This is a genomic window from Streptomyces phaeoluteigriseus, assembly GCF_001896135.2.
GTDB classification, from domain to species: Bacteria; Actinomycetota; Actinomycetes; order Streptomycetales; family Streptomycetaceae; genus Streptomyces; species Streptomyces phaeoluteigriseus.
The window spans coordinates 917521-944500 of the sequence record NZ_MPOH02000019.1 but is presented as its reverse complement, the minus strand read 5'-3'; the positions used below and the strand labels follow the sequence as shown (position 1 = coordinate 944500).

General features: G+C 72.6%; 21 protein-coding genes and 3 pseudogenes. 16 read left to right on the top strand and 8 right to left on the bottom strand.

Going from position 1 to position 26980, the window contains the following annotated elements; all coding sequences use genetic code 11:
- The first annotated feature begins 152 nt into the window (after nt 1–152).
- The 3 genes from BM536_RS33985 to kynU all read left to right on the top strand — a co-directional run bounded on the left by BM536_RS33985 (nt 153) and on the right by kynU (nt 2805).
- Nucleotides 153–566 carry a DUF3151 domain-containing protein gene (locus BM536_RS33985; RefSeq protein ID WP_094103862.1) on the top strand — a complete coding sequence of 138 codons (414 nt, stop codon included), beginning with the start codon at nt 153–155 and terminating at the stop codon, nt 564–566.
- Between the two features lie 228 nt (nt 567–794).
- Entirely contained in the window at nt 795–1625 is an 831-nt protein-coding gene (locus BM536_RS33980; protein ID WP_073499968.1) for a tryptophan 2,3-dioxygenase family protein, read from the top strand.
- The gene (gene kynU, locus BM536_RS33975; RefSeq protein ID WP_073499970.1) at nt 1618–2805 is read left to right on the top strand and encodes a kynureninase; all 1188 of its coding nucleotides are present in this window, start codon (nt 1618–1620) and stop codon (nt 2803–2805) included. Before BM536_RS33980 ends, kynU begins: the two co-directional genes overlap by 8 nt.
- Nucleotides 2806–3222: 417 nt before the next feature.
- Here kynU and BM536_RS33970 read toward each other — a convergent pair whose 3' ends face one another.
- On the bottom strand, nt 3223–3831 hold the full coding sequence (locus BM536_RS33970; protein WP_073499971.1) for a TetR/AcrR family transcriptional regulator: 609 nt from the start codon (nt 3829–3831) through the stop codon (nt 3223–3225).
- Nucleotides 3832–4039: 208 nt separating this feature from the next.
- Here BM536_RS33970 and BM536_RS33965 point away from each other — a divergent pair.
- From BM536_RS33965 to BM536_RS33930, 8 genes and pseudogenes are all read left to right on the top strand, one after another.
- Nucleotides 4040–4947: pseudogene (locus BM536_RS33965) on the top strand (alpha/beta hydrolase).
- 290 nt (nt 4948–5237) lie between these two features.
- Entirely contained in the window at nt 5238–6287 is a 1050-nt protein-coding gene (locus tag BM536_RS33960; protein ID WP_245873907.1) for an alpha/beta hydrolase, read from the top strand.
- Entirely contained in the window at nt 6280–7527 is a 1248-nt protein-coding gene (locus tag BM536_RS33955) for an acyltransferase family protein (RefSeq protein WP_094103860.1), read from the top strand. Before BM536_RS33960 ends, BM536_RS33955 begins: the two co-directional genes overlap by 8 nt.
- A gap of 10 nt (nt 7528–7537) precedes the next feature.
- A complete protein-coding gene (locus BM536_RS33950; protein WP_079275221.1) occupies nt 7538–8944 on the top strand; it encodes a sensor histidine kinase in 1407 nt (468 codons plus the stop codon).
- On the top strand, nt 8941–9615 hold the full coding sequence (locus tag BM536_RS33945) for a response regulator (RefSeq protein ID WP_073498395.1): 675 nt from the start codon (nt 8941–8943) through the stop codon (nt 9613–9615). Before BM536_RS33950 ends, BM536_RS33945 begins: the two co-directional genes overlap by 4 nt.
- A 343-nt stretch (nt 9616–9958) precedes the next feature.
- Entirely contained in the window at nt 9959–11317 is a 1359-nt protein-coding gene (locus tag BM536_RS33940) for a sensor histidine kinase (protein WP_073498397.1), read from the top strand.
- Nucleotides 11314–11979, top strand: coding sequence for a response regulator (locus tag BM536_RS33935; protein ID WP_073498393.1), 666 nt, complete (start codon nt 11314–11316; stop codon nt 11977–11979). Before BM536_RS33940 ends, BM536_RS33935 begins: the two co-directional genes overlap by 4 nt.
- Nucleotides 11980–12121: 142 nt before the next feature.
- Nucleotides 12122–13342: a cytochrome P450 gene (locus tag BM536_RS33930; protein ID WP_073498392.1), complete on the top strand. Its 1221-nt coding sequence runs from the start codon at nt 12122–12124 to the stop codon at nt 13340–13342.
- A gap of 24 nt (nt 13343–13366) precedes the next feature.
- On the opposite strand, the gene BM536_RS33925 is transcribed toward BM536_RS33930, so the two are convergent.
- Together BM536_RS33925 and BM536_RS33920 are read right to left on the bottom strand one after the other, a co-directional pair.
- The gene (locus BM536_RS33925; RefSeq protein WP_094103859.1) at nt 13367–14947 is read right to left on the bottom strand and encodes an ABC transporter permease; all 1581 of its coding nucleotides are present in this window, start codon (nt 14945–14947) and stop codon (nt 13367–13369) included.
- Nucleotides 14944–15899: pseudogene (locus BM536_RS33920) on the bottom strand (ABC transporter ATP-binding protein). Before BM536_RS33920 ends, BM536_RS33925 begins: the two are co-directional and overlap by 4 nt.
- Before the next feature lie 73 nt (nt 15900–15972).
- On the opposite strand from BM536_RS33920, the gene BM536_RS33915 reads away from it, so the two are divergent.
- Nucleotides 15973–16545 (top strand): GbsR/MarR family transcriptional regulator, encoded by a 573-nt coding sequence (locus BM536_RS33915; protein ID WP_073498390.1) that lies wholly within the window; start codon nt 15973–15975, stop codon nt 16543–16545.
- 404 nt (nt 16546–16949) lie between these two features.
- Here the strand turns inward: BM536_RS33915 and BM536_RS33910 are convergent, their stop codons facing one another.
- The gene (locus tag BM536_RS33910; RefSeq protein ID WP_073495836.1) at nt 16950–17786 is read right to left on the bottom strand and encodes a diacylglycerol kinase family protein; all 837 of its coding nucleotides are present in this window, start codon (nt 17784–17786) and stop codon (nt 16950–16952) included.
- 242 nt (nt 17787–18028) lie between these two features.
- Between BM536_RS33910 and BM536_RS33905 the strand changes: the two genes are divergently transcribed.
- A complete protein-coding gene (locus tag BM536_RS33905) occupies nt 18029–19312 on the top strand; it encodes an adenylosuccinate synthase (RefSeq protein ID WP_073495834.1) in 1284 nt (427 codons plus the stop codon).
- A 329-nt stretch (nt 19313–19641) separates the two neighbouring features.
- On the top strand, nt 19642–19935 hold the full coding sequence (locus BM536_RS33900) for a DUF3303 family protein (RefSeq protein ID WP_073495832.1): 294 nt from the start codon (nt 19642–19644) through the stop codon (nt 19933–19935).
- An 18-nt stretch (nt 19936–19953) separates the two neighbouring features.
- Here BM536_RS33900 and BM536_RS33895 read toward each other — a convergent pair whose 3' ends face one another.
- The 4 genes and pseudogenes from BM536_RS33895 to BM536_RS33880 all read right to left on the bottom strand — a co-directional run bounded on the left by BM536_RS33895 (nt 19954) and on the right by BM536_RS33880 (nt 25548).
- Entirely contained in the window at nt 19954–20604 is a 651-nt protein-coding gene (locus BM536_RS33895) for a phospholipase D-like domain-containing protein (protein WP_073495831.1), read from the bottom strand.
- Between the two features lie 78 nt (nt 20605–20682).
- Nucleotides 20683–23165, bottom strand: a pseudogene (locus BM536_RS33890) (glycosyltransferase).
- Complete coding sequence (locus BM536_RS33885; protein ID WP_073495829.1) at nt 23162–23863, bottom strand: GntR family transcriptional regulator; 702 nt, start codon at nt 23861–23863, stop codon at nt 23162–23164. The pseudogene BM536_RS33890 and the gene BM536_RS33885 overlap by 4 nt, the downstream one beginning before the upstream one ends.
- A gap of 308 nt (nt 23864–24171) precedes the next feature.
- Nucleotides 24172–25548 (bottom strand): aspartate aminotransferase family protein, encoded by a 1377-nt coding sequence (locus BM536_RS33880; RefSeq protein ID WP_073495827.1) that lies wholly within the window; start codon nt 25546–25548, stop codon nt 24172–24174.
- 275 nt (nt 25549–25823) lie between these two features.
- Here BM536_RS33880 and BM536_RS33875 point away from each other — a divergent pair, with 275 nt between their 5' ends.
- Entirely contained in the window at nt 25824–26444 is a 621-nt protein-coding gene (locus BM536_RS33875; protein WP_073495825.1) for a type 1 glutamine amidotransferase family protein, read from the top strand.
- On the top strand, nt 26441–26929 hold the full coding sequence (locus tag BM536_RS33870; protein ID WP_073495823.1) for a MarR family winged helix-turn-helix transcriptional regulator: 489 nt from the start codon (nt 26441–26443) through the stop codon (nt 26927–26929). The genes BM536_RS33875 and BM536_RS33870 overlap by 4 nt, the downstream gene beginning before the upstream one ends.
- Nucleotides 26930–26980: the final 51 nt, after the last annotated feature.

Sequence of the window (26980 nt, the reverse complement as noted above, 5' to 3'; positions counted from 1 at the left end):
GTGCAGGGGGGCGGGGGCGGGGGCACGGGTTGCGGGCGCCGGTGCCCGCGGCGTACGGCTGCTCGGGGCGTGACGGGGCCGAAGCGGTAGTCCGGGGGCCGTCGCGGCAACCCCGTCGGCGCAAATCCCGGAGGGTCCCCCAGACTGGACCCATGTCCATTCACGAAAACCTTCTCGGGGGACCGTCCCCGACCCACCTCCCCGACGACCCCGAGCCCCGCGAACTGCTCGCGGCCGGCACGGCTCCCGCCGACGTCGCCGCCAAGTACCCCACGTCCTCCCTGGCCTGGGCCCGGCTCGCCGACGACGCGTTCGAGCGCGGCAGCGTCGTGGAGTCGTACGCCTACGCCCGTACGGGATACCACCGCGGCCTGGACAGCCTGCGCCGCAGCGGCTGGAAGGGCCACGGCCCGGTGCCGTGGGAGCACGAGCCGAACCGCGGCTTCCTGCGCGCCCTGCACGCCCTCGCCCGCGCCGCAGGATCGATCGGCGAGCAGGAGGAGTACGAGCGCTGCACGCAGTTCCTGAAGGACTCCTCGCCGACGGCGGCCCAGACGCTCGGCTAGTCCTGGCCGGTCCTGGCTAGTCCTGGCCGGTGTCGCCCGGTCCCGGGACGGCACCCGGCTAGGACGGCACCCGGCTAGTACTTTCGGGGTACGGGCCCGCCTGATGTGATCAGGCGGGCCTTGCACTTTCGGGTGACGATTGCGGAGGATGCCACGTGGGGACCGGGGCCCCCGTGTCGGTAACGGCAGGGGCGGACCGCTACCCGGAGTACATATCAGGAGACAGCGATGTCCCATGAGGCTCACGAGCCCGAGACCCCGCATCTCGACTTCGCAGGCACGACGCCGTACGAGGACTACGTCAAGGCGGACGTGCTCACCCACCTCCAGCACACCCTCTCCGACGATCCCGGAGAGATGGTCTTCCTGGTCACGACCCAGGTCATGGAGCTGTGGTTCACCGTCATCGTCCACGAGTGGGAGACCGCGGCCGGTGCGCTGCGCCGGGACGACGTGCCGACGGCCGTCGCCGCGCTGAAGCGTTCCGTACGGGAGCTGGAGGCGCTGAACGCGTCCTGGAAGCCGCTCGGACAGCTCACGCCGGCCCAGTTCAACTCGTACCGCAGCGCGCTGGGCGAGGGCTCCGGCTTCCAGTCCGCGATGTACCGCCGCATGGAGTTCCTGCTCGGCGACAAGTCCGCGTCGATGCTCGTGCCGCACCGCGGCGCCCCGCGTGTCCACGCCGAGCTGGAGAAGGCGCTGCACGAGCCGAGCCTCTACGACGAGGTCCTGCGGCTGCTCGCCCGGCGCGGGCACGCCGTCCCGGAGGCCGCGCTCACGCGTGACGTCGCGTTGCGCTACGAGCCGTCGCCGGAGGTGGAGGCGGTGTGGACCGCCCTCTACGCGGGTGACGAGTCCGACGAACTCGCCCGTCTCGGCGAGGCGCTGACCGATGTCGCCGAGCTGGTGTGGCGATGGCGCAACGACCACCTCGTCGCCACCCGCCGCGCGATGGGCGCGAAGACGGGCACGGGCGGTTCGGCCGGGGTGGCCTGGCTGGAGAAGCGCGCGCAGAAGAACGTCTTCCCCGAGCTGTGGACGGCGCGCTCCCATGTCTGACCTCCCCCTCATGGCCCGGGAGCTGGACTCCGCCGACGAACTGGCCGACAAACGCAAGGAGTTCGTCCTCGACGAGGTCGTCTACCTCGACGGCAACTCGTTGGGCGCGCTGCCCGTGTCCGTCCCCGGACGCCTGGACGACGTCGTCCGCCGCCAGTGGGGCGAGCTGCGCATCCGCTCCTGGGACGAGAGCGGCTGGTGGACCGCGCCCGAGCGGATCGGCGACCGGATCGCCCCGCTGGTGGGCGCGGGCCCCGGCCAGATCGTCGTCGGCGACTCCACGAGCGTCAACGTCCTCAAGGCGGTCGTGGGCGCGGTACGGCTGGTGGGGGAGGAGCGGGACGAGATCCTCGTCGATGCGACCACCTTCCCCACGGACGGCTACATCGCCGAGTCGGCGGCCCGGCTGACCGGCCGTACGTTGCGGCCGGTGGCCCCGGCGGAGGTGCCGGCGGCCCTGTCGGACCGTACGGCCGCGGTGCTGCTCAACCACGTCGACTACCGCACCGGGCGGCTGCACGACCTGCCCGCCCTCACCGCCGCCGTCCACGCGGCGGGCGCCATCGCCGTCTGGGACCTGTGCCACAGTGCGGGCGCGCTGCCGGTCGGCCTCGACGAACACGGCGTGGACCTGGCGGTCGGCTGCACCTACAAGTACCTGAACGGCGGACCGGGTTCACCGGCGTACCTGTACGTACGGCGTGACCACCAGGACCGCTTCGACTCCCCGCTGCCGGGCTGGACCTCGCATGCCGAGCCGTTCGGCATGCGGCCCTCCTACGAGCCGGCCCCGGGCGCCCTGCGCGGGCGCGTGGGCACCCCGGACATCCTGTCGATGTTCGCCCTGGAGGCGGCGCTGGAGGTCTGGGACGGCGTCTCCGTCGACACCGTCCGCGCCAAGTCCCTGGCCCTGACGGACTTCTTCCTGAAGTGCGTCGCCGCGTACGTCCCCGACGGCAAGGTGGAGTCCCTCACCCCGCTCCCCCACGACCAGCGCGGCAGCCAGATCGCCCTGCGCTGCGACGCCGCGGGCGAGGTGATGCGCCGCCTGATCGAACGGGGGGTCGTCGGCGACTTCCGCCGCCCGGACGTACTCCGCTTCGGCTTCACCCCGCTGTACGTGGGATTCGGGGACGTGGAACGGGCGGGGCGGGTGCTGGGGGAGGTGTTGGCCACCTAGGGGAGGCCGTGACCACCTAGGGGAAGTCGTGACCACCTGCGGACGTCCTGAGTACCTAGGGAAGCCGTGACCGCCTGGGAAGTCGTGGCCACCTGGGGGAGCCGTGAGTACCTAGGGGAACTCGTGACCGTCTGGGGTGGTCGTGGCCACCTGGGGTGGTCGTGGCCACCTGGCCGCGGGCAGTCGTCCCGCTGGGGAGGCTCCCGACCCGCGGAGAACGGCATCCGCGAGCGGGGCGAGCGGCTCACCCGCCCCGACGGTCACATCGACGCACGGTCACCTCGACGCACGGTGGCCCTCGACCCACGGTGGCCCTCGACCCACGGTCACGGAGTACGGACGTAGACGCAGGGTCACGTCGACGCACGGTCACGACGACGCACGGTGGCCTCGACCCACGGTCGCTTCGACCCACGGTCACGGAGTACGGACGTAGACCCCCGCCACGGCAGCGGCGTGCGCAGCCCGCGCGGCCCGCTCCGCGGCGGGGCCGTCCGGCACCACCCCCGCGGTCAGCCACTCGTAGTACAGCGGCGCCGAAACCGCCCGCACCACCGCCCCCGCATCGGTGCCCACCGGCAACTCCCCCCGGGCGACCCCCTGTTCCACACAGGGCGCCCACTCGGCCACCCGGACCTCGTAGAACCGCCGCAACGCCTCCGCCGTACGCGCGTCACAGGCCGCCGCGGCGATCACCGCACGGAACAACGCGCCTTGCCTGACATCGGCCAACGTCCGCTGCACAAGACCCGCGTTGGCCAGCAGATCGCTCAGCGCGGCTCCCGTCTCCTCGCGGGGCGACGACGTCTCCGCCATGTCGGCGAGGAGGTCGGCGACCAGCCCCGTCACGGAGCCCCACCGCCGGTACACGGTCGTCTTGCCGACCTCCGCCCGCCGCGCGACATCCGCGAGGTCGAGCCGGTCGAACCCCTCCTCCACCAGGACGTCCCCCGCCGCCCGCAACACGGCGGCACGCACACGTGCGGTACGGCCTCCGGGACGCACAGTGCCGGGCTCGGCGGACATAACGGCCTCCTCGGTGCACGTACGGGCGACATCCCGTCCAGGACGTCAGCGTAACGAAACAGCAGAACCGTTTACCCCTTACCGAGCGTGACATCCGCGTGTCCGCGCACGTCACGGGCCTGATACCGTCCCCGCCAGCGGCCGAGTCCCCACCGGGTCCGCCAGAACCGTCCCGTCCAATTCCGTTTTGTCGCTGAGAGGTTGGAGCATGCCGGACGACGTCGTCGCAGCCCGGGCCGCCGCTGAAGAGGAGTCCGCCTTCTCGCATCCGGCGGTCGAGCCCGATGCCACCGCCGCCTACGGCGACCACCCCGACCAGCTGATCGACTTCTACGCCCCGCGCGGCGCGACCGGCCCCGTGCCGCTGGTGGTGGTGCTGCACGGAGGAGCATGGCGGGCACCGTACGACCGCCGGCACATCACGCCGTTCGCGGGCTTCCTGGCACGGCGGGGTTTCGCCGTGGCCAACGTGGAGTACCGGCGGGGCCCGGTCGGGGATGAAGACGGGGATGCGGTCGGGGTCAGGTTGGGGATGGGACGGGCCGGACGACGAGCTGAAGGAACTGGCCCGACACCTTCGACGACATCGCCGCCGCGCTGGACGCACTGCCCGCCCTCGCCCGGGAGGCCCTGCCTCAGGCGGACGCGCGCCGCACGGTGCTCACCGGCCACTCGGCGGGCGGCCACCTCGCGCTGTGGGCCGCGTCCCGGCACGTCCTGCCGGCCGACGCGCCCTGGCGCGTCGACGGGCCGCCCCCGCTGCGCGGTGTGGTCGCCCTCGCGCCGATCGCCGACTTCGAGATCGCTCAGAAGCTGGCCGTGTGCGGCGGTGCGGCCCGTCAACTCCTGGGTGGGAGCGCGCACTTCGCCGACCGACGGCCGTACGCCGACCCCGCGCTGCTGCTGCCGACGGGCATCGCGACGACGCTGGTCCAGGGCCGCACCGACCTCGTGGTCCCTGAGGCTGTCGCCGAGTCGTACGCGGACGCGGCGGCCAGGGCGGGCGAGGTGGTGGGCCTGACGCTGCTGGAGGACGTCGGCCACTTCCCGCTGATCGACCCGGTGGCGGACGCGTGTGCCGTGGTGGTGGAGGAGATCGCGCAGTTGGCGTGGTGAGGGGTCCCGGTCATACCCCTAGTACCTGAGAGCTACCTCCGAGGACAGCTCCCCGGTGGGACGCGAGTGACGGCGGGTGATCCGTAACTTCCCTACCAGTGAAGCCCGATGGCCGGGCGGACCGGTCGGGGAGGGGCGGAGCGATGGGGGTCGGAGCGGGGCGGTCGGCTGGACGGTGGTCCGGCGTGCGTTCGTTCAGTGTGCGCGGATCGGACAGTGCGGCTCGTGGTGGGCCGGGGCGCGAGCCCCCGTCGGGCCGTGACAGCTCAACGGGCCGTGACCGGCGTTGGTTGCGTGCCCTTCTCGCCGTCCTCGTCACCGCCGCCGTCGTCGTTCCGCTCACGGCCGCGGTCCGGCCGCGCATCCCCGCCCCCGCCCCCGCCGACCTCGCTCCGGTGACGGCGTCGACGCTGGAGGGCGCGTACGCGGCCAACCGGGCCAACGCCGAGCTGGCGGCCCGTATGGCGGCCGGTCACGGAGACCGGCATCGCGCCGCCGCCGACCGGGCGCTCGCGACGCCGTCCCGCAGACTCCTCGCCTTCGACGGCCGGGGTTCCGGCCGGGCGACCGAGGTCTTCGGCGACCTGGCCCACGCCGACCGCATCGCCGTCCTGGTGCCGGGCTCGGACACCTCGCTGGACACCTACGAGCGCTTCCGTACGGCCGCGGCCGCCCTGCACAGCGGACTCACCCGACCGGCCCGGGGCGGCACCGGCACCGGCGCCCGGGGCGGCACTGACACCGGCACCGGCACCGGCACCGGCACCGGCACCGGCACCGGCACCGGCTCTGGCTCCGGCACCGGCACCGGCTCTGGCTCCGGCACCGCGGTGGTCGCCTGGCTCGGCTACACCACTCCGGCGACGGTCAGCACCACCGCGATCACCCCGGACCGGGCCGACGAAGCCGCTCCCGATCTGCGGGAGTTCGTGCGCGGGTTGCGCGGCGTCACCGGCCCGGACTCCCGGATCACTCTCCTGTGCCACTCGTACGGCTCGGTGGTGTGCGGACGTGCCGCCGACGGTCTGGACGTGGACGACCTGGTCCTCCTCGGCAGTCCGGGCACGGGCGCGGACTCGGCGGCGGAACTGCGCACCCGCGCGCGGGTGTGGGCGGCCCGGGGCGGCGAGGACTGGGTGGCGGAGGTGCCGCACACCGACGTCGACCTGTTCGGCACGACGGTCGGCTTCGGCACGGATCCGGTGTCCCGGGCCTTCGGCGCCCGGGTGTTCTCCGCCGGGGACGGCGGCCACAGCGACTACTTCCGACCGGGTTCGGTCTGCCTGGCCAACCTCGTCCGGATCGTCCTCGGCGAGACCTCGGAGGTCACCCATGGCTGAGACGACCGCGGTTCGCCCCCCGCGGCGGCGCGTCCTGCCGACCCGTCCCGGCATACGGCGGGCGGCCGGCCGGCTCGACGCGGCCACCCCGCCCGAGCGGGACCGGGCCGTCGACGCTCTGCGCGCCCTGGCGATCCTCGGCGTCGTCCTCGGCCACTGGCTGGTGACCGCGCTCGTCGCCGACGGCGGCGCCCTTCGCGCCGCGAGCCCGCTGGGCCCCATGCCGTGGCTGGCCCCGGTGTCCTGGGTGTTCCAGACGCTCGCCGTGTTCTTCATGGTGGGCGGCCATGTGGCGACGAGGAGCCATGCCTCGGCCCGTGCGCGGGGCGTGACGTACGGCGGGTGGCTGCGGGCCCGGCTGGCCCGGCTGTTCGTGCCGGTGGCCGCCATGACGGGCCTGTGGACGGTGGCCGCGGTGTGTCTGCTGCTCGGCGGCGCGTCCTTCACCACCGTGCACACGGTGGTGAAGCTGGCGCTGTCACCGCTGTGGTTCCTGCTGGTGTTCGCGGCGCTCACGGCGGCGACCCCGTTGGTGGCCCGGCTCAGCCCGCTGTGGCCGCTGGCCGTCGTCCTCCACGTCGACCTGGTCCGCTTCGGTCTCGGCGGCCCGTCCTGGCTCGGCTGGGTGAACCTGGCGGCGGGCTGGCTCGTGCCCTTCACGCTGGGCGCGGCCTGGACACGCGGTGAGCTGGAGCGTCGGCGCGCGGGACGGCTCCTGTGCGGGGGAGGGGCGGTGGCGACGGCGGTCCTGGTCGCCTGGGCGGGGTATCCGGCGTCGATGGTCGGTGTGCCCGGCGCGGCGGTCTCCAACCTCAACCCGCCGACCCTCGCGGCCGTCACCTTCGGCCTGGCCCAGTGCGGCGCGGCCCTGCTGCTGCGCGACCGGCTGCGGCGGGCGATGCGCGGACCGGTGCTCTGGGCGGCGGTGGCCCTGGCGAACCTCTCCGCGATGACGGTGTTCCTGTGGCATCAGACGGCGCTGATGGCGACCACCGCCACCGGCCTCCTGGCCGGCCGCCTGCCCGGCCTGCACACCGTGCCCGACGGCCTGGGATGGGTCGCCGCCCGGCTGCTCTGGCTGCCGGTCTTCGCGGCGGTGCTGGCCGTGTGCTGGGCGGCGTTCCACGGGTTCGAGAGCCGGGGCGGGCGGCGCCCGCGGACGGGGCCGGCCGGGTCGCGGGTGGTGCGGGTCGGACGGCTGCCGGAGACCTCGGAACTCCGGGAGGCCGGTCGTGCATAAAGTGAGTCGGATGAACGGGGCCGAGGAGCGGATGAAGCGCGTCCTCAGGGTGCTCGGCGACGACCTGTGGACGCTCCGCGCGGCTCCGCTGCCGCCCTCGGTGTGGGTGCGCTGGCTGCCGCACGGCCTGGTCTGCCTGGTCGCCGCGGGTACCGCGCTCGCCGGCGCCGACCAACTGGTGGACAACTACCGCCTGGGCGCGCAGTACGGCCTGCTCTGCTCGGTGGCGCAGGGGGCCGCCGTGGTCCTGGCCCTGTGGCGGCCGGTGCCGGCCTGGTGGCTGTCGACCGTGGTGAGCGTCGTGGCGGCGCTGGGTGCTCGGCAGGAGATGCTCTCGGACCCGTCGATGGGCGCACAACCGTGGCCGTGGACCGCGTCCGGGGTGGTCGCCCAGGGCACGGTGCTCCTCCTGCTCGGCCTGCGGGTGCCCAGCCGGGTGTCCGCCGAGGCGCTGGCCGTCACGGTGTTCGTCACCTGGCTCGTCCAAGGAGTCATCGGCAGCACGGAGTACCAGGCGACCGGTGTGCTCGCGGTGAGCCTCTTCGCCGCGGTCCTCCTCCTCGGCGCCGCCCTGCGCGGTCGCCGTGAGGCCCGGCACCAGCTCGTCGAGCAGGCCGGCATCACCGCGGAGGAGCGGGCCCGCCGCACCCTGCTGGAGGAGCGCAACCGCATCGCCCGCGAGCTGCACGACGTGGTCGCCCATCACATGTCGGTGATCTCGATCCAGGCGCAGGTGGCCCCGCACCTGGTGGAGAACCCCTCCGACGAACTGCGGGAGAACCTGGAAGGCATCCGGAAGAACGCCCTGGAGGCGCTCACCGAACTGCGCAGGGTCCTCGGCGTGCTCCGCTCCGAGAACCCCGAGGACCCCTACGGCCTCGGCGCGGCCGGCAGCGGAGCCACCCCGGACGCTCCGCAGCCCACGCTCGACCGGCTGGACGCCCTCATCGACAACACCCGTGCCGCCGGGTTGGACGTCGTGACCCTGGTGCGGGGGAAGGCGCCGGCGTACCCGCCGGGCATGCAGCTGTCGGCGTACCGGATCGTGCAGGAGGCGCTGAGCAACGCGCTGCGGCACGCGCCGGGTTCGCAGGTGCGCGTCGAGGTGACCCACGATCGGCGAGGTCTGTCCCTGGAGGTCACCAACTCCCGTCCGCGCGGACCGGTCCGGTCCTCGCCCGGCGCGGGGCACGGGCTGCTCGGCATGCGGGAGCGGGCCGTGATGCTGGGCGGTCACGTCGCCGCGCACCCGACGCTGCACGGCGGGTTCACGGTCTTGGCGTTCCTTCCGAAGGACGGCACCGCCCTGCCGCTCACCGAGGACACCGGCCCGCCCGCCGACCTCGAGCTGATCTTCCCCGCGCCCCGCTCGAAGCCGCCGACGGCCCAACCCCCGACAGGAGACGAGACCAGATGACGAGCGGCGCGATCCGCGTACTGATCGCCGACGACCAGCAGATGGTCCGGCAGGGGTTCACCGTGCTGCTCAACGCCCGGCCGGACATCGAGGTGATCGGGCAGGCGGTCGACGGGCTCGACGCCGTCGCGCAGGTCGCCGAGCTGTCCCCGGACGTCGTCCTGATGGACATCCGCATGCCCGAGCTGGGCGGCATCGAGGCCACCCGCCGCATCACCGTCGCCACTCCCGAGATCAAGGTGCTGGTGCTGACCACCTTCGACCTCGACGAGTACGTGTACGAGGCGCTGCGCGCCGGGGCCTCCGGGTTCCTGCTCAAGGACGCATCGGCCGATCAGCTCGCGGAGGCGGTGCGGGTCGTGGCGGCCGGCGACGCGCTCCTCGCGCCCGGCATCACCCGCAAGCTGATCGCCGAGTTCTCCCGGCTGGACGGCACCCCGCGCGCCCCGCAGAAGGAACGCGTCGGCGACCTCACCGAGCGCGAGACGGAGGTCCTGACCCTCATCGCACAGGGCCTGTCCAACGCGGAGATCGCCCGCCACCTCGTCGTCGCCGAGCAGACCGTCAAGACGCACGTGGGCCGCATCCTGGTGAAGCTGGGCCTGCGGGACCGCACCCAGGCGGCGGTGTTCGCCTACGAGTCGGGCCTGGTGCGACCCTCCGGGTACTGACCTCCCGGCGCGATCGGGGCGATCGGGGCGAGTCGGGGCGGATCGGGGCGACCGGGCGACCGGGGCGACCGGGGCGACCGGCGCGATCGGTGCGACTGCGTCCGGGCCCGACCGGTGGGCCTGCTGCCTGGGCTGTCCCACTGTCGGGCCCGATCCGTGGGCTTGCCCCGGGCCCTGACCCGCAGCCCTCACCCGCAGCAGCCCTGGCCCGCAGCCCTCGCTCGCAGCAGCCCCGGCCCCCATCCCTCACCCCCAGCCCTGACCCGTAGTACTTGAGACGGACCTGGTGGAACCCCTCTCACTGGTGACGACCGCCACCCCCGTCTCGGCCTACCGTTCTGATGTGACCGAGACGACCCAGACGCACACGACACCGTCGGACGACCCGTACGCCACCTACCGGCCGCGCAGCCCGGAGATCCGGGCGGCCATGGGCGCCCTGCGGGGGCTGCGGGAGGACCTGTTCGAGGATGCCTTCGCCTACCGCCCGCTGCCCCGCCGTGAGCCGGACGGCCGTTTCACCCGCCGGCTGACGGGCCGCAAGCGCGAGTACGCGACCTGGTCCCGGCACGTGCTGGTGGGGGCCGGTGGCGCGCTGGCCATGCTGGTCGGCCTGGCCGACGGCGGCGGCAGCATCACGGGCCTGATGTGCGGCCTGCTGGCCCTGGCGCCGGTCCTGCTGACGCTGGTCCGCCCGGCGGGCGCGTTCTGGCTGTCCCTGGTGTCGACCACACTCGTCGCCGCCGTCGGCACGGCATGGAGCGACTGGCCGTGGCTGCCGGGCAGCTTCGTCTCCCACCTCGTGGTGCTGACGGTCGTGGCCATACGCACCCGGCCGCGCACGGCGGCCTGGATGTGGCTGCTGACCGCGGCCTACGGCTTCGTCGCCGAGACGGCCTTCAGTTGGGGCCACTACAGCACCAACGTCTCGCCGATGATGGTCTTCTCCGCGCTCGTCCTGCTCGCCGTCACGGTCTGGCACATCCGCCGGCAGGCCGAGGAGGAGGTGACCGCCCAGCAGACGGTGACCGCGCACGAGCGTTCCCGGCGCACGCTGCTGGAGGAGCGCACCACGATCGCCCGCGAGCTGCACGATGTGGTGGCCCACCACATGTCGGTCGTCGCCATCCAGGCGGAGGCCGCCCCCTACCGGGTGGAGAACCCGCCGCCGGAGCTGGAGAAGGCGTTCGCGACGATCCGGGAGAACGCGGTCGCGGCCCTGACCGAGCTGCGCCGGGTCCTGGGCGTGGTCCGCGCCGAGGACTACGAGGCCCCGGACACCCCGCAGCCCACGCTCGCCGAGTTGGACGGGCTCCTGGCCAATGTGCGCGAGGCCGGCCTCCCGGCCGAGAAGGTGGTGACCGGCGCGGTGCGGGAACTGCCGCAGGGCGTGGAGCTGTCGGCGTACCGGATCGTGCAGGAGGCCCTGAGCAACACCCTGCGGCACGCGCCCGGTGCGAGCGCCCGCGTGGAGATCGGCTATGTGCTCGGCGGGCTGGGCCTGCGCATAGTCAACGGCCCGCCGCCCAACCCCGCCCTGGTGAAGCCCTCGCCGGGAGCCGGGCACGGCATCACGGGCATGCGGGAGCGGGTGACCATGCTGAACGGCGAGATGACGGCGGCCCCGACGCAGGACGGCGGTTACGAGGTGGCGGTGTTCCTTCCGGTGCCGATGGCCGCCGTGGACGAAGGTGAGGCATGACGATCCGGGTACTGATCGCGGACGATCAGATGATGGTGCGCGAGGGCTTCTCCGTCCTGCTGAACGCGATGCCGGACATAGAGGTGGTCGGCGAGGCGGTCAACGGCCGCGAGGCGGTGGACCGCGTCCGTGAACTGGCCCCCGACGTCGTCCTGATGGACATCCGGATGCCCGAGATGAACGGCATCGAGGCGACGCGGGAGATCGTGGCCGCGGACGGCACGGCGAAGGTGCTGGTCCTCACCACCTTCGACCTCGACGAGTACGTCTACCAGGCATTGCGGGCCGGAGCCTCCGGCTTCCTGCTGAAGGACGCCTCCGCCCGCCAACTCGCCGACGGCGTCCGGATCGTGGCCGTCGGGGAGGCGCTTCTCGCCCCGTCCGTCACCAGACGCCTGATCACCGAGTTCTCCAAACTGAGCGACGGCCCTCGCCTGCCCCGCGGCGCCCAGGCGTCCTACGGCGACCTGACCGAGCGGGAGACGGAGGTCCTGGTCCTCATCGCGCAGGGCCTGTCCAACGCGGAGATAGCCGGGCGGCTGGTGGTGGCTGAGTCCACGATCAAGACGCACGTCAGCAGGATCCTGGTGAAGCTGGGCCTGCGGGACCGCACCCAGGCGGCGGTGTTCGCCTACGAGGCACGGTTGGTGAGACCGGGGTGAGAACGCGGCGGAGCCGGCCCGAGAGCACCTGGTCACCCCTGATCACCTCGCCCTGATCGCCCTGATCGCCCTGATCGCCCTGATCATCCAGGCACCCTGGTCACCCTGGTCAGAGGTGGGGTCGACGGGCTAGCGTCCGGTCATGGCAGCAGTCGACGACCTTCGCTTCGATCCCTGGGACCCGGCGTTCGTGGCCGACCCGTACCCGGCCTACGCCGAGCTGCGGGAGCGGGGCCGGGTGATCCGGTACGAGCCCACCGACCAGTGGCTGGTGCCGCACCACGCGGACGTCTCGGCGTTGCTGCGGGACCGGCGGCTGGGGCGGACCTACCAGCACCGTTTCACGCACGAGGACTTCGGGCGGACGGCGCCCCCGGAGGAGCACGAGCCGTTCCACACGCTGAACGACCACGGGATGCTCGACCTGGAGCCGCCGGACCACACCCGGATCCGGCGTCTGGTGTCGAAGGCGTTCACCCCCCGCACGGTCGAGCGGCTGAAGCCGTACGTGGAGCGGCTGGCCGGTGAGCTGGTGGACGGGCTGGTGGCGGCCGGCGGGGGCGATCTGCTGACGGACGTCGCGGAACCGCTGCCGGTGGCGGTGATCGCCGAGATGCTGGGGATCCCGGCGTCGGAGCGGGCCCCGCTCAGGCCCTGGTCGGCGGACATCTGCGGGATGTACGAGCTGAGTCCGTCGCAGGAGACGGCCCGCAGGGCGGTGCGCGCGTCGGTGGAGTTCTCCGAGTATCTGCTGGAGCTGATCGCGGCCCGCCGCAAGGAGCCCGGCGACGACCTGATCTCCGGGCTGATCGCGGCCCACGACGAGGGCGACCGGCTCACCGAGCAGGAGATGATCTCGACGGCCGTGCTTCTGCTCAACGCGGGCCACGAGGCCACGGTGAACGCCACGGTCAACGGCTGGTGGGCGCTGTTCCGCAACCCGGACCAATTGGCGGCCCTGCGCGCCGACCACTTCCTGGTCTCTTCCGCCGTGGAGGAGCTGATGCGCTATGACACCCCCCTCCAGCTCTTCGAGCGCTGGGTCCTCGACGAGATCGAGATCGACGGCACGGTGATCCCGCGGGGCGCGGAGATCGCGATGCTGTTCGGCTCCGCCAACCACGACCCCGCCGTCTTCACCGCCCCGGACCGCCTGGACCTCACCCGGAAGGAGAACCCGCACATCTCCTTCAGCGCGGGCATCCACTACTGCATCGGCGCTCCCCTCGCCCGCATCGAGCTGGCCGCGTCGATGGGGGCGCTCCTGGAGAAGGCCCCCACACTGCGCCTGGCGGCGGAGCCCGAGCGCAAGCCGAACTTCGTGATCAGGGGGCTGGAAGGGCTCAGCGTCGAGGTCGGGTAGAGACCGAGCCCGCCGTCGGCCCCGTCACGTCGTCAGGTCGCGCCTGCGCAGCCCCGCGAGCCCTGCCGCCACCAGCCCCGCCGCCAGCGCGGTGAGGACCAGCACCGGCGGCCACTCCATCCCGCCGCCCGGCAGCTTCGGCAGGTGGCCGAAGGGGGAGAGGTCCAGCACCGTCTGCGGGACGTCGAGGGCGGGACCGATCCAGCCGAGGAGCAGGACCGCGCCCGCCACGCCCCAGGCTGCCGGGGCCAGCCGCGGGGCGAGGCCGTACAGGAGGACCGCGAGGCCGCCGACGACCCACACCGCGGGGAGCTGGACCAGGCAGCCGGCCAGGATCGGGCCGGCCTCCTTGCCGTAGCCCAGGGTGAAGCCGAGGCCCGCCAGCAGCATGATCAGGGCGGCGCCGCCGAACGCGATCACCAGATGACCGGCGGCCCAGCGTAGTCGGCCGACGGCGTTGACGAGGACCGGTTCCGCGCGGCCGGAGGTCTCCTCGCCGTGCGGCCGCAGGACCGAGGCGACGATGTAGAGGGCGGCGACCAGGCCGAGCATGCCGATCATCGCGGCGAGGAAGGCGTCGGTGATCGCCGACCGGCCGCCCATCCGCTCGAAGATCTCGCGGGCCCGCTCGTTGTCGCCGACCAGGTCGGCCGCGCCCTCCGTCATCCCGCCGTAGACGAGCCCGGCGAGGAAGAAGCCGACGCTCCAGCCGAGGACACCGCCGCGTTGCAGCCGCCAGGCCAGTGCCCCGGCCGTGCGCAGCCGGCCGGCGGCCGGTCCCGGCCGGGTCGGCAGGAAGCTCATGCCGACGTCCCGGCGTCCCGCCAGCACGTACGCCGCCACGCCCTGCGCGGCGATCGCCGCCGTGAACAGCCCCAGCACCCACCAGCGTTCGTCCGCGAAGGGCCGCAGGTTCTCCAGCCAGCCGAGCGGGGACAGCCAGGTCAGCGCGGAGGAGCCGTCGTCCGTCGCCGAGTCGCCCGCCGCGCGGAGCACGAACGCGGCGCCCAGCACCCCCGAGGTCAGCCCGCGGGCCAGCCGCGCGCTCTCGGTGAGCTGCGCGACGATCGCCGCCATGGTCGCGAAGAGCATCCCCACGGCCGCTAGCCCCAGCCCGAGGGCCAGCGCCCCGGCCACCCCCTGCCCCGCCAGTCCGGCGGTGACCAGCAGGGCCAGGACGGCGTCGGCGACCGCAGCCGTCAGCAGCGCCGACGTCAGCGAGGCACGCCGCCCCACCACGCCGGACGCGATCAGCTCCTGACGGCCGCTCTCCTCCTCGTCACGGGTGTGCCGTACGACGATGAGGATGCTGGTCACGGCCGCGAGGGCGCCGGCGTAGACGCCGACCCGCCAGGCGGTGAGGGCGCCCAGGGAGTCGTCGAAGACGGGGCCGACGAGGGCGCGCAGTGAGGAGTTGGTCGCCATCTGCTCCATCAGGTCGGCGCGCTCGCCGGCCGTGCCGTACAGGCCTTTCAGGGTGTTCGGCATGGAGAGGACCATCAGGGCGTTGACGCCCACCCAGAGCGGGATCATGACCCGGTCGCGGCGCAGCGCGAACCGCAACAGCGTTCCGGTCCCCGCGAGGTGGGGCGCGAGGGTGTTCATCGGGCCGCCTCCTGCGCGGTGCCGGACTGGTAGTGGCGCAGGAACAACTCCTCCAGCGTGGGCGGCGTCGACGTCAGTGACCGCACCCCCGTCTCGCTCAGCGACCGCAGGACGGCGTCGAGTCCCTCGGCGTCGACCTGGAGCCGGACCCGGCGGCCCTGTACGTCGAGGTCGTGGACGCCGGGCAGACGGGCCAGACCGTCGGGCTCACCGGCGAGTTCGGCGGTGACGCTGGTACGGGTGAGGTGGCGCAGGTCGGCCAGTGAGCCGGTCTCGACCGTGCGGCCCTGGCGGATGATGCTGACCCGGTCGCACAGCTCCTCGACCTCGCTGAGGATGTGCGAGGACAGCAGGACCGTACGGCCCCGGTCGCGCTCCTCCTGCACGCACCGCTGGAAGACCGCCTCCATCAGCGGGTCCAGGCCCGAGGTCGGCTCGTCCAGGATGAGCAGGTCGACGTCCGAGGCGAACGCGGCGACCAGGGCGACCTTCTGCCGGTTGCCCTTGGAGTAGGTGTGGCCCTTCTTGGTGGGGTCCAGTTCGAAGCGTTCGACCAGTTCGGCGCGGCGCCGGTCGTCCAGGCCGCCCGCCCGTCGCCCGCCACCACCCTGCCGACGCGTTTCGCGCGGCCCCCCTCGTGCAGCCGGCCGAAGAGGTCGATGACCTCACCGCCGGTGAGGTTGCGCCACAGGGTCACGTCGCCGGGGACGTACGCGATGCGGCGGTGCACCTCCACCGCGTCCCGCCAGGGGTCGCGGCCGAGGATCTGCGCGGCGCCGGAGTCGGCCCGCAGCAGGCCGAGGAGGACGCGGATGGTGGTGGACTTGCCGGAGCCGTTGGGGCCGAGGAAGCCGTGCACCTCGCCCGTCTCGACCTCCAGGTCCAGCCCGTCCAGTGCGTGGGTGCGGCCGAAGGACTTGTGCAGTCCGGACACCGTGATGGCCTTCGTCATGCTTCAGAACGTACGCTCAGTTCAGAAACTTGTGAAGTTAAGGAAGCCTGGAAAGGATCGTTAGGATGTGACCATGAGCGAAGCAGCCGGTGCGGGGGGCAGGGCCCAGGGCGGGCGGGACGCGGAGGCCGTGTCGCGGTTCGTCGAGTCCTTCGCCGCGCAGCTGGTGGAGGCGGGCATGCAGCGCATGGCCGCGCGGGTCTTCGCTGCGCTCCTGTCCTCCGACTCGGGCGCGATGACCTCGGCCGAGCTGGGCGAGCAGCTGCGGATCAGCCCCGCGGCCGTCTCCGGCGCCGTCCGGTACCTGTCGCAGCAGCACATGGTGGCCCGCGAGCGGGAACCCGGTTCGCGCCGGGAGCGCTACCGGGTGCACAGCGATCAGTGGTACGAGGCACTCACCAACCGCGAGACGGTCCTCAAGCGGTGGGAGGGCGCCCTGCGCGAGGGCGTCGCCAGCCTGGGCGCCGACACCCCCGCGGGCAGCCGGATGGCCGAGACGCTCGCCTTCTTCGAGTTCATCGAGGGCGAGATCACGGCCATGATGGAGCGGTGGCGGGTGCACCGTGAGCAGGTCTTCGGCAAGGGCTCCCAGGACCAGCCGGAACCCGTCGGCGCTCCTCGGTCCGCGACGACGTCACCCGGCTGATCCTGGCCACGCACGACCCGGCCGCCTTCACCGCGCCGACCGCCGACGCGCCTCGTCTCCGACGGCGGGTTCCGGAGGGCGTACCGGTCCACCAGACGCCCGGAGGTACGCCTCGTAGGCCGCCGGGCCGGTCCCGCACTCGTCGTGGCGCAACGCCGATCCTGACGGCATGCCCAGCCACTACGTGGACCCGTACGCTCCGACACCCCGGCTACGTGACCAGCTGGCCCCGGGCCCCCAGACCCTCCGGAACTGCCAGGCCTCCCGGAACCGCCCAGCCCCCGCCCCGCCGGACCGCCCGGCCCCAGGGCACCCGGACCGTCCGGCCACAGGGCACCCGGACCGTCCGGCCCCCCAGGGCACCCAGACGGACCCCACGGCCCCCAGATCACCGACCCCCGACCTCACCGCCCCGGTAGCACCAGCCCCAGTGCTCCCTCCCGCACCACCCACGTCCGTCGCCGTACCGGCCCCGCCACCGCCGCGTCGGCCCGGTAGCGGAAGTCCGCCCCGGACACGGTCACCGTGCGGCCCCGGGCCTCCAGCGGGGACGCCTCCGCGCCCACCGACACCGGCCGGACCCGCACCACCGCCGTGCCGGAGGCGTCCGGGGTCACCGACACGGCCTCCACGGGCTGGTCCAGGTCGACCAGCGTCACCCCGTCGACCTCGACCCGCAGCCGCGTGGGGCCGGGTGCCGCCGGGGCCGGGGCCGGCCGGGACGGCACCAGCGTCCGCACGAGGGACTGGCAGGTCCGCAGCCACGGCCGTATCCCGTCCGCGTCCCGCTGTCCGTCCTGGCCGGACAGTGGCGGGATCCGCAGTGTGCCCAGAACGACCCCGTCGCTGTCGTCGACGAGCAGGTCCAGGCGGCGCTCTGTGCCGTCCAGGACGGCCCGCGCCGCCGCCACGGCCCCCAGGGGCACCCCCAGGGCCTGCGCGACGCTCAGGGCGCTGCCCACGGGCACCATCGACAGCACGCATTCGGCCAGCTCGCGCTGCCGGTGCAGCAGGGCCACCGCGCGCAGGAGCGCACGGTCGTCACCGATCACGACGGGCCGCCGCGAGCCCCGGCGCGCGAGGACGCGGGCAAATTCCCCCGCATCCTCCGGGAGGCACACTTTCGTGGCCGCACCCGCGCTGAGCACGTCTTTCGCGATCCGTACGGACTCGCCGTCCGTCCTCCGGGCGACCGGATCGATGATCACCAGCAGCTGGTCCGGCGTCGCGAAAGTCGCCACCTCGGTCCTGCCTCGCTTCCTCGGGTAGCATCTTTGTGCAAGAGCCCCTTGCGCTATTGCGCCAGGGGCTTCGTCTATTCCGGGGCATCCGGGTCCGACGGTGTGCGACCGGCGACGGTCGTTCGGCGACCGAAGACGGTCGCTGTACCGCGACCGACGACGGTCGTGGTGCACGCGGTGGTGAGAGCCTCCGCGTACGCCCCTGACCCTGGACATGCCCCACCCGGAAGGGGTGTACGCGCGTGCCCGCACTTGTGCTGCTCGGTGCTCAGTGGGGTGACGAGGGCAAGGGAAAGGCCACCGACCTGCTCGGCGGCTCGGTGGATTATGTAGTGCGTTACCAGGGTGGCAACAACGCCGGCCACACGGTCGTCGTGGGCGACCAGAAGTACGCACTGCATCTCCTCCCTTCCGGAATCCTGTCGCCCGGATGTACGCCCGTCATCGGAAACGGAGTCGTCGTCGATCCGTCGGTCCTGCTCTCCGAGCTGAGCGGTCTGAACGAGCGAGGCGTCGACACGTCGAAGCTGCTCCTCAGCGGCAACGCGCACATCATCACGCCCTACAACGTGACTGTCGACAAGGTGACGGAACGCTTCCTCGGAAAGCGGAAGATCGGCACCACGGGACGGGGCATCGGCCCGACCTACGCCGACAAGATCAACCGGGTCGGCATCCGCGTACAGGACCTGTACGACGAGTCGATCCTGCTGCAGAAGGTCGAGGCGGCGCTCGACGTCAAGAACCAGCTGCTCACCAAGCTCTACAACCGCCGCGCCATCGCGGTCGACCAGGTCGTCGAGGAGCTGCTGGCCTACGCCGAGAAGCTGCGGCCGTACGTCGCCGACACGGTCCTGGTGATCAACCAGGCCCTGGAGAACGACAAGGTGGTCCTCTTCGAGGGCGGCCAGGGCACGCTGCTGGACATCGACCACGGCACGTACCCCTTCGTCACCTCGTCGAACCCGACCGCGGGCGGCGCCTGCACCGGCGCCGGCGTGGGCCCGACGAAGATCAGCCGGGTCATCGGCATCCTCAAGGCCTACACGACCCGTGTCGGCGCCGGACCGTTCCCGACGGAGCTGTTCGACGAGGACGGCGAGGCGCTGCGCCGCATCGGCGGCGAGGTGGGCGTCACCACCGGCCGCGACCGTCGCTGCGGCTGGTTCGACGCGGTCATCGCCCGCTACGCGACCCGCGTGAACGGCCTGACCGACTTCTTCCTCACCAAGCTCGACGTCCTGACCGGCTGGGAGCAGATCCCGGTCTGCGTGGCGTACGAGATCGACGGCAAGCGCGTCGAGGAACTCCCGTACTCGCAGAGCGACTTCCACCACGCGAAGCCGATCTACGAGACCCTGCCGGGCTGGTCCGAGGACATCACGAAGGCCAAGACCTTCGAGGATCTGCCGAAGAACGCCCAGGACTACGTCAAGGCGCTGGAGGAGATGTCCGGCGCCCCGATCTCCGCGATCGGCGTGGGTCCGGGCCGGGACGAGACGATCCAGATCAACTCGTTCATCTGAGGCCCCCGCCTCCGAGGCACTTGAGCATCTGAGGCCCCCGCCTCCGAGGCATTTGAGCATCTGAGGCCCCCGCCTCCGAGGCACTTGAGGGACCGCAGGAGATCGCGCCGGCCGCCTTCCGTTCACGCGGAAGGCGGCCGTCGGTCTCACCGGTGGGACCGGTCTGACCGGTCCCGTCGGTCTGAGCCGTCCGACCGGTCTGAGCCGTCCGACCGGCCCCGTCGGTCTCACCGTTCCCCCTCGGTCTCGCCGGGAGATATGCCGCGAACAGGCATAGCCTGAAACGTGGAACACACCCCCCGCGCGTCGACCAGAAGAAGGTGAGTGCGATGCGCGTACTGCTCAAGGCACGGATGGACACGGAGAAGGCCAACGAGGCCATCCGCAGCGGCACCCTGGGGAAACTGATCCAGGAGTCGATGGAACAGCTCAAGCCCGAGGCGGCCTACTTCACGTCCGACCAGGGGAAGCGCACCGCCTACATGGTCTTCGACATGCAGGACAGCTCCCAGATGCCGGTGATCAGCGAGCCGTTCTTCCTCAACCTCGGCGCGGAGATCACCTACACGCCGGTGATGAACATCGACGACGTGCAGAAGGGTCTCGCCCAACTGGGCCGCTGACGCCGGGCCGTCGACGGATCAGCTGAACACGATCATCGACCCCTGCGCCAGGCTTCTGGTGGCCGCCGCGTGCAACCCGAGCCAGACATGCCGTTCGCGGGCGAACGGGCTCGGGTCGTACGGCGGTGCCACGGCCGGTTCCTCCAACTTCGTCGGGGCGGCCGGGGGATGTGGCGCGGCCGGCGGATTGGCCGGATCGATGCCGATGGACGGGGCGACGTACTCCAGTTCCCGCAGCAGGGACTGGGCCGAGCCCAGCGGGCCGCCGCCGGCGAGGAGTTCGTCGTTGGACAGGGGCTGCGGGAAGTCCACCGGGACGTAGGCGCCCGCGTGGTCGTAGTGCCAGACCAGGTGGGACTGCTGCGCGGTGGACTCGAACATCTCCAGGAGCTGCTCGTAGTCGCCGCCCAGGTCGTCCACCGGGGTCACCGGCAGTCCGCACACCTGGAGCAGGTAGGCGCGACGCAGGAAGTGCAGGGCGTCGTAGTCGAAGCCGGCCACGGGGGCGACGTCTCCGGACAGGCCCGGCATGTACTGGTACACCGGCACGGGTGGGAGTCCCGACTCGGCGAGCACCTTGTTGTACTGCGCGAGTTCCTCGGCGAAGGGATTGTCGGGGGTGTGGCACAACACGTCGACGAGCGGCACCAGCCACAGGTCACAGGCCAAAGAGAGCTCCTCACTCAGGGTGTCGCGTGGTCATTGCTTCCATGCCCGGACTGGGAAGGGTAGTCGGTGCGTCCCGCGTCAGCTCCCTTCGTGCAGGTCCCATACCCACACTCCGGCCACCCACGTACCGGGGCGGCCCACGAGCCTGTCCACGGTGGCCCGGAGCGGCCCGTCGTGCGGCTGCGGGACGAGCACCAGCGCGCCCGCGCGCCAGTACGCGAGGTCGCGTCGGGCCTCCTCGCGCGCGCGGGCGTCGATCACCTGGGCGACGCCCGTCTCCCGTACGTCCTTCAGCAGGCTCGCCGTCCAGTTCAGCGGGACGCCGTAGACACCGCTGCGGTCGCCGTCGCCGTAGGGCCGGTTGAAGTAGCCGCCCGGCATCCGGAAGCCGAGGCCGGCGGTGGTCTGCCAGTGCAGGGCCTCGGCGGCGGCGGGTTCGGGCAGCGGCACCGGCACCAGGGACTCGCCGGGGCGGACGTACGCCTTCCAGGCGCCGTCGGTGAAGAAGGCGGGCACCTCGGCGCGCGGCTCGGACCGCAGCGGGGCCGGGATCAGGGGGAGCAGGGCCAGGCAGACGACGAGGAGACCGGCGTACCGCCTGCCCCGGGAGCGGGCTTGCGCCAGCCGGCCGATCGCGAGGGCGAGCAGCATGCCGAGGACGGGCGCGCAGATCAGCGCGACCCGGCTGACGATGACGGACTCCAGCAGCGGGAGGCCGGCCAGCGGCGCCCAGGGGCCGGGGATCTCGACGCCGGTCAGCGGGACGTGGATGCGCGGGCCCAGGGAGAGGACGGCCGCGGCGGCGGCGGTGGCCGCGAGCGCCCTGACGACGGGCCGACGCCACAGGCCGACGGTGATCGCGAGGGCGAGGAGGAGCAGGGGCCAGCCGTAGAAGGCGTTCTGCTCGGTCGGGTTGAGGGAGAGGGCGGCGGCGCGGTCGGCGTCGCCCGCGAGGAGGGAGCGCTCGGCGAAGGTCAGCAGGGCGCGCAGGCTGTTGGCGGCGCCGGGGCCGTGGTCGAGGTGGGTGTAGCTCTGCGGTCCGGAGAACTGCCAGGCCAGCGGGTAGACCACCAGGGTCAGGCAGACGGCCGCGGCGATCGCCAGGCCGCGCAGCAGGGGGCGTGCGGCCGCGCGGCCACGCGGGGGTGTGCGGCGGAGTGGGCGGCGGCGAACAGGAGCATCCCCAGCGCGGCCAGCAGCAGGGCCTCCTCACCGAGGAAGACCTGGTAGGCGGTCATCAGGCCGAGGATCACCGCGTCGCGGGTGACCCGGGTGCCCGCGCACAGCCGCAGGCACCGTTCGATGATCGCGGGGATCATGAACAGGACGACGAAGTTGGGGTGGGCGTTGGCGTGGCTGACCATGGGCGGCGCGAAGGCGGCCAGCGCGGCCCCGGCGAAGGCGGCCCCGCGCTGCGGCACGAGCCGGCGCAGCATCAGCCGGTACCAGGCCGCCGCGGTGGCCGCGAGGCCCAGTGTCGTCGCGAGGCTGAGGGCGACGGCCGGGCCCCACAGGAGTGTGACCGGGGTGAGTGGCACGGACACGCCGAACATGGCGGTGTTCGCCATCAGGTTCACGCCGTCCGGGACGCCCTGGAGGTCGCTGAACAGCGGGTTCCGCAGGTGGACGAGGTTGTCGGCGGTCACCGCGAAGAACCACTCCCACTGGTTCTGGTCCTGGAGGGAGTCGGTGAGGTAGCGGTGGGCCGGGTCGAAGAAGCGGCCGGCGTAGAGCGCGACGGCCATGGCGAGGAACAGGGCGGCGGCGACGGCGTCGGCGGGCCTCGGGACCGGGAGGCGCAGGCGGATGAGGTCGCGCGGGAAGCGGAGGTAGTCCAGCGGGCGGATCTTGGAGCCGGGCCGGTGCGACCAGTGCACCGGGACCTCGGCGACCGGCCAGCCCGCCCGCTGGAAGTGGCGCAGGACTTCCACGTCGATGGCCCAGCCGTCCAGCCGGGAGACGGCGAACGCCGCCCGGACCTTCTCGCCGTCGAACAGCTTGAACCCGCACTGGGTGTCGCGTATCCCGCGCACCGCCGTTCCGCGGATGAGCAGGTTGCCCCCGCCGGCGAGGAGTTCGCGCACCGGGTGCCGGCGGTCGCCGAGCGTCGCCCCCGGCACGGCCCGGGAACCGACCGCCGCCGCGTTGCCCTCCGCGAGCACCGTGTCGAGCCGCTTCAACTCGCCGACGGGTACGGCGAGATCGGCGTCGGTGATCAGTACGCGGCGCCCCCGGCTGGCGCCCACGCCGAGCCGCAGGGCGTGGCCCTTGCCGCGGTTGCGGGGGCTGGTGATCAGCCGCAGCCGGGGGTCGCGGCGCCGGGTGACGATCTCGCGGGTGGCGTCGGTGGAGCCGTCGTCGGAGATCACGATCTCCCAGCTGCCCCACCGGTCCCCGGCCGCGGACAGTTGGCGGGTGAGCGCGTCGAGGGTGGGGCCGAGCCGGCGTTCCTCGTTGTAGGCGGGCACGACGACGGAGAGGTCGGGGACCGCCGGGGACGCGGTGGTTGCGCGGGACCCGGGGACCTGGTGGGAGTCCTCGGAGGTGTCCGTCCCGCTCATCCGGCCGCGAGCCGCTCGATCAGCGCGACGGAGTGGGTGTTGTACGCGTCGAGGATCGTGCGGGCGGTGGTGGTGTCGCGCTGGTACAGGGCGTCGACCAGTTCGGTGTGGCCGGACCACAGGTGGCCGCGCAGGTCGGTCAGCCGACGCAGGTGCTGCACCAGACACACCCAGCTCTGCACCCGCAGCCGGTTCAGGAAGTCGGCGAGATAGGGGTTGCCGAACAGGGTGCTCAACTCGCGCCAGAACCGCAGGTCGTAGCCGATCAGTACGGTGAGGTCACCGGCGGCGGCGGCCCGCTGGGCCTCCTCGCCTCGTCGGCGCACCCCCGCGACGGCCGCCGCGATCCGCGGGTCCGCCAGGTTCTGGAAGCGCTGCCTGCCCTCGTCCAGGGCGAGGAACATGCCCTCGATGACCAGGCTGCGCGCCTCCACCATGCCCCGGAAGTCCGCCACGGAGTACTCGTGCACCCGGAAGCCGCGGTGGTGGTCGGCCTCCAGCAGCCCCTGCGCCGACAGGTCGACCAGCGCCTCGCGGACGGGGGTCGCGGAGACGCCGTACTGGTCGGCTATCTCCTTGACCGTGAACTCCTGGCCCGGCTGGAGCCGTCCCGCCAGCACCTCGTCGCGAAGGGCGTCGGCGATCTGCTGCCGCAGGGTGCTGCGGGTCACGGCGCCGCTGCCGCTGCTGCCGGGCATGGTCGGGGCGTCTCCCTCGTCCTCGTCACGTACGCCGGTCGACGGCGTGAGCGCCGTCGGCGGACGGCGTGCTCGTCGGTATGTACGAGCACGCCACCTTACGCGTTCGACGAATTCAAGGACTTGTACGAACAACCGCGGCCGTACGGTGTGCGCTCGGCCGTCCGGCGCCCGCGCTAGGCCGTCCGTTGTGCCCGCCCGGCCGCCCGTTGCGCCCGCTCGGCTATCCGCTGTGCCCCGCTCGGCTGTCCGTCGTGGACGTGCGGCTATCCGGTGTGCCCGCCCGGCCGTCCGTTGTGCACGTGCGGCTATCCGGTGTGCCCGCCCGGCTGTCCGGTGTACTCGTCCGCCACCGACAGCGCCGTGTCCAGCGCCGCGAGGCCCTCCTTCAGCTCCGCCTCGCTCGCGTTGCACGGCGGCACGAAGTGGGTGCGGTTCATGTTGACGAAGGGCCACACCCCGGCCTTCTTGGCGGCGGCCCCGAACGCGGCCATCGGCGCGTTCGCCTCACCGGCGGCGTTGTACGGCACCAGCGGCTCGCGCGTCTCGCGGTCCTTCACCAGCTCCAGCGCCCAGAACATGCCGACGCCGCGCACCTCGCCGACGCTCGGGTGGCGCTCGGCCAGCTCCCGCAGCCCCGGTCCGACGACGGAGGCGCCGAGGTTCTTCGCGTTGTCGACGACGCCCTCCTCCGCCATCACGTTGATCGTGGCGACGGCGGCGGCGCAGGCGAGCGGGTGCCCGGAGTAGGTGAGGCCACCGGGGTACGGCCGCTTTCCGAAGGTCTCCGCGATCGCGCCGGAGATGGCGACCCCGCCCAGCGGCACGTATCCGCTGTTCACACCCTTGGCGAAGGTCATCAGGTCCGGCACGACACCGGACAGGTCGGCCGCGAACCACTCGCCGGTGCGCCCGAACCCGGCCATGACCTCGTCGAGGACGAAGACGATCCCGTACTTGTCGCACAGCTCGCGGACGCCGGCCAGATAGCCGGGCGGCGGGACCATGATCCCGGCCGTGCCGGGGATGGTCTCCAGGATGATCGCGGCGATCGTCGCGGGCCCCTCGAAGGCGATGGTCGTCTCCAGGTGCTCCAGCGCCCGCGCGCACTCCTGCTCCTCGGTGTCCGCGTAGAAGCGGGAGCGGTACAGGAACGGCGCCCAGAAGTGCACGACCCCGGCGCTCGCCGAGTCGGAGGCCCAGCGGCGCGGGTCACCGGTGAGGTTCACCGCCTGCTGGGTGCCGCCGTGGTACGAGCGGTACGCCGACAGGACCTTGGGACGCCCGGTGTGCAGCCGTGCCATGCGCACCGCGTGCTCCACGGCGTCGGCGCCACCGTTGGTGAAGAAGATCTTGTCGAGGTCGCCGGGAGTGCGCTCGGCGATCAGCCGGGCCGCCTCGGAGCGGGCCTCGACGGCGAAGGCGGGCGCGAAGGTGGTCAGGTGTGCGGCCTGTTCCTGGATCGCGGCGACGACCTTGGGGTGCTGGTAGCCGATGTTCGTGTAGACGAGCCCGCTGGTGAGGTCGAGGTAGCGCTTGCCGCCGTAGTCCCAGAAGTACGACCCCTCGGCGCCGGCCACGGCGAGCGGGTCGATGAGTTCCTGCGCGGACCAGGAGTGGAAGACGTGCGCGCGGTCCGCGGCCTTCACCGCGGCGCCGGTCTGGGGGTCGGTCTGAGGGGTCATGCCGGTGAGCGTAAATGTCCGCGATGCGGAAGCGGTATCGGCGTCCTGTTCCGTGGACGGGCGGATTCCGCGACAGGTTGTCGGGCGTGAGCGGGGCGGACCCGGCGAGGACGGCGAGGACGGGTCGGATGCGGCGAGGACGGCGAGGACGCCCTGAGAGGCCTGAGGCGGCGGGGATGGCAGCGGGGGCGAAGGGTAAGAGGGCGAAAGCTATTGACAGCATACTGGCAATTAGACAGGATGTTGTCATAAGGCTTCACGGTCAAGGAGGACCCATGAGTACCGGCACCGCCCCCCGCAAGCCCGTGTACCTCGCCGTCTACGACACCCTCGCCGACTGGGAGACCGGCCACGCCACCGCCCACCTGGCCCGCGCCGGGTACGAGATCCGCACGGTCGGCGCGTCGACGCGCCCGGTGACCAGCCTCGGCGGCCTGCGCGTCCAGCCCGACACGGCCCTGGCGGACGTACGTCCGGAGGACGCCGCGCTGCTGATCCTGCCGGGCGCCGACCTGTGGGACACGTCCGACGATCTCGCGCCCTTCGCCCGCTCGGCGGGGGAGTTCCTGGCCGCGGGCACACCCGTCGCCGCGATCTGCGGTGCCACCGCCGGACTCGCCCGCGTGGGCCTGCTCGACGACCGCGCCCACACCAGCGCCGTCTCCTTCTACCTCGCCGCCACCGGATACGCGGGCGGCGCCCACTACGTCGACACCGACGCCGTCACCGACGGGGAACTGATCACCGCCGGACCCACCGAGCCCGTCGCCTTCGCCCGCGAGATCCTCCGCCTCCTGGGCGTGTACGACGGTGAGGTGCTGGACGCCTGGTACCGGCTGTTCCACGACTCCGACCCGGAGGCCTACGCCGTCCTGGACGAGGCCGGGGCGCTGTGAGCCGGGAACGGCAGGACCTGCTCAGCCGCGGCGCGCTCGGTGTCTTCCGGCTCAACGGCCAGTTCCTCGGCGTCGCGGAGGAACTGGCCCGGCCCTCCGGACTCACCGCCGCCTGGTGGCAGGTGCTCGGCGCGGTGCTCACCGAACCCCTCCCGGTGTCCGGCATCGCCCGCGCGATGGGCATCACCCGGCAGAGCGTGCAGCGCATCGCCGACCTGCTCGTCGGCAGGGGGCTCGCGGAGTACCGGCCCAACCCGGCGCACCGGCGCGCCAAGCTGCTTGCGCCCACCGCGGAGGGGCGCGCCGCGATCGCCCGCATCGACCCCGGTCACGCCGCCTTCGCCGACCGGCTGGCCGAGGTGTACGGCGAGGCGGAGCTGGCCGAGGCCGTCCAGCACCTGGAACGCCTGTCCCAGGTGCTGGAAAAGCTGGAGCCGCCCGCTCAGGAGCGTGCCGCTGTGGAACCGCCCGTTATGGAACCGTAGACACCACACCGCTCGACTCCCTGAATGGCCGGTTTATTCTCGGCTCGATCA

What these genes read in the sequence shown, in the direction of transcription:
- kynU (WP_073499970.1), top strand. Translation starts at nt 1,618, where the DNA reads ATGTCTGACCTCCCCCTCATGGCCCGGGAGCTGGACTCCGCCGACGAA.
- BM536_RS33925 (WP_094103859.1), bottom strand. Translation starts at nt 14,947, where the DNA reads ATGAACACCCTCGCGCCCCACCTCGCGGGGACCGGAACGCTGTTGCGG.
- BM536_RS33900 (WP_073495832.1), top strand. Translation starts at nt 19,642, where the DNA reads ATGCGCGTACTGCTCAAGGCACGGATGGACACGGAGAAGGCCAACGAG.
- BM536_RS33915 (WP_073498390.1), top strand. Translation starts at nt 15,973, where the DNA reads ATGAGCGAAGCAGCCGGTGCGGGGGGCAGGGCCCAGGGCGGGCGGGAC.
- BM536_RS33930 (WP_073498392.1), top strand. Translation starts at nt 12,122, where the DNA reads ATGGCAGCAGTCGACGACCTTCGCTTCGATCCCTGGGACCCGGCGTTC.
- BM536_RS33985 (WP_094103862.1), top strand. Translation starts at nt 153, where the DNA reads ATGTCCATTCACGAAAACCTTCTCGGGGGACCGTCCCCGACCCACCTC.
- BM536_RS33875 (WP_073495825.1), top strand. Translation starts at nt 25,824, where the DNA reads ATGAGTACCGGCACCGCCCCCCGCAAGCCCGTGTACCTCGCCGTCTAC.
- BM536_RS33970 (WP_073499971.1), bottom strand. Translation starts at nt 3,831, where the DNA reads ATGTCCGCCGAGCCCGGCACTGTGCGTCCCGGAGGCCGTACCGCACGT.
- BM536_RS33935 (WP_073498393.1), top strand. Translation starts at nt 11,314, where the DNA reads ATGACGATCCGGGTACTGATCGCGGACGATCAGATGATGGTGCGCGAG.
- BM536_RS33945 (WP_073498395.1), top strand. Translation starts at nt 8,941, where the DNA reads ATGACGAGCGGCGCGATCCGCGTACTGATCGCCGACGACCAGCAGATG.
- BM536_RS33980 (WP_073499968.1), top strand. Translation starts at nt 795, where the DNA reads ATGTCCCATGAGGCTCACGAGCCCGAGACCCCGCATCTCGACTTCGCA.
- BM536_RS33880 (WP_073495827.1), bottom strand. Translation starts at nt 25,548, where the DNA reads ATGACCCCTCAGACCGACCCCCAGACCGGCGCCGCGGTGAAGGCCGCG.
- BM536_RS33885 (WP_073495829.1), bottom strand. Translation starts at nt 23,863, where the DNA reads ATGCCCGGCAGCAGCGGCAGCGGCGCCGTGACCCGCAGCACCCTGCGG.
- BM536_RS33950 (WP_079275221.1), top strand. Translation starts at nt 7,538, where the DNA reads ATGAACGGGGCCGAGGAGCGGATGAAGCGCGTCCTCAGGGTGCTCGGC.
- BM536_RS33955 (WP_094103860.1), top strand. Translation starts at nt 6,280, where the DNA reads ATGGCTGAGACGACCGCGGTTCGCCCCCCGCGGCGGCGCGTCCTGCCG.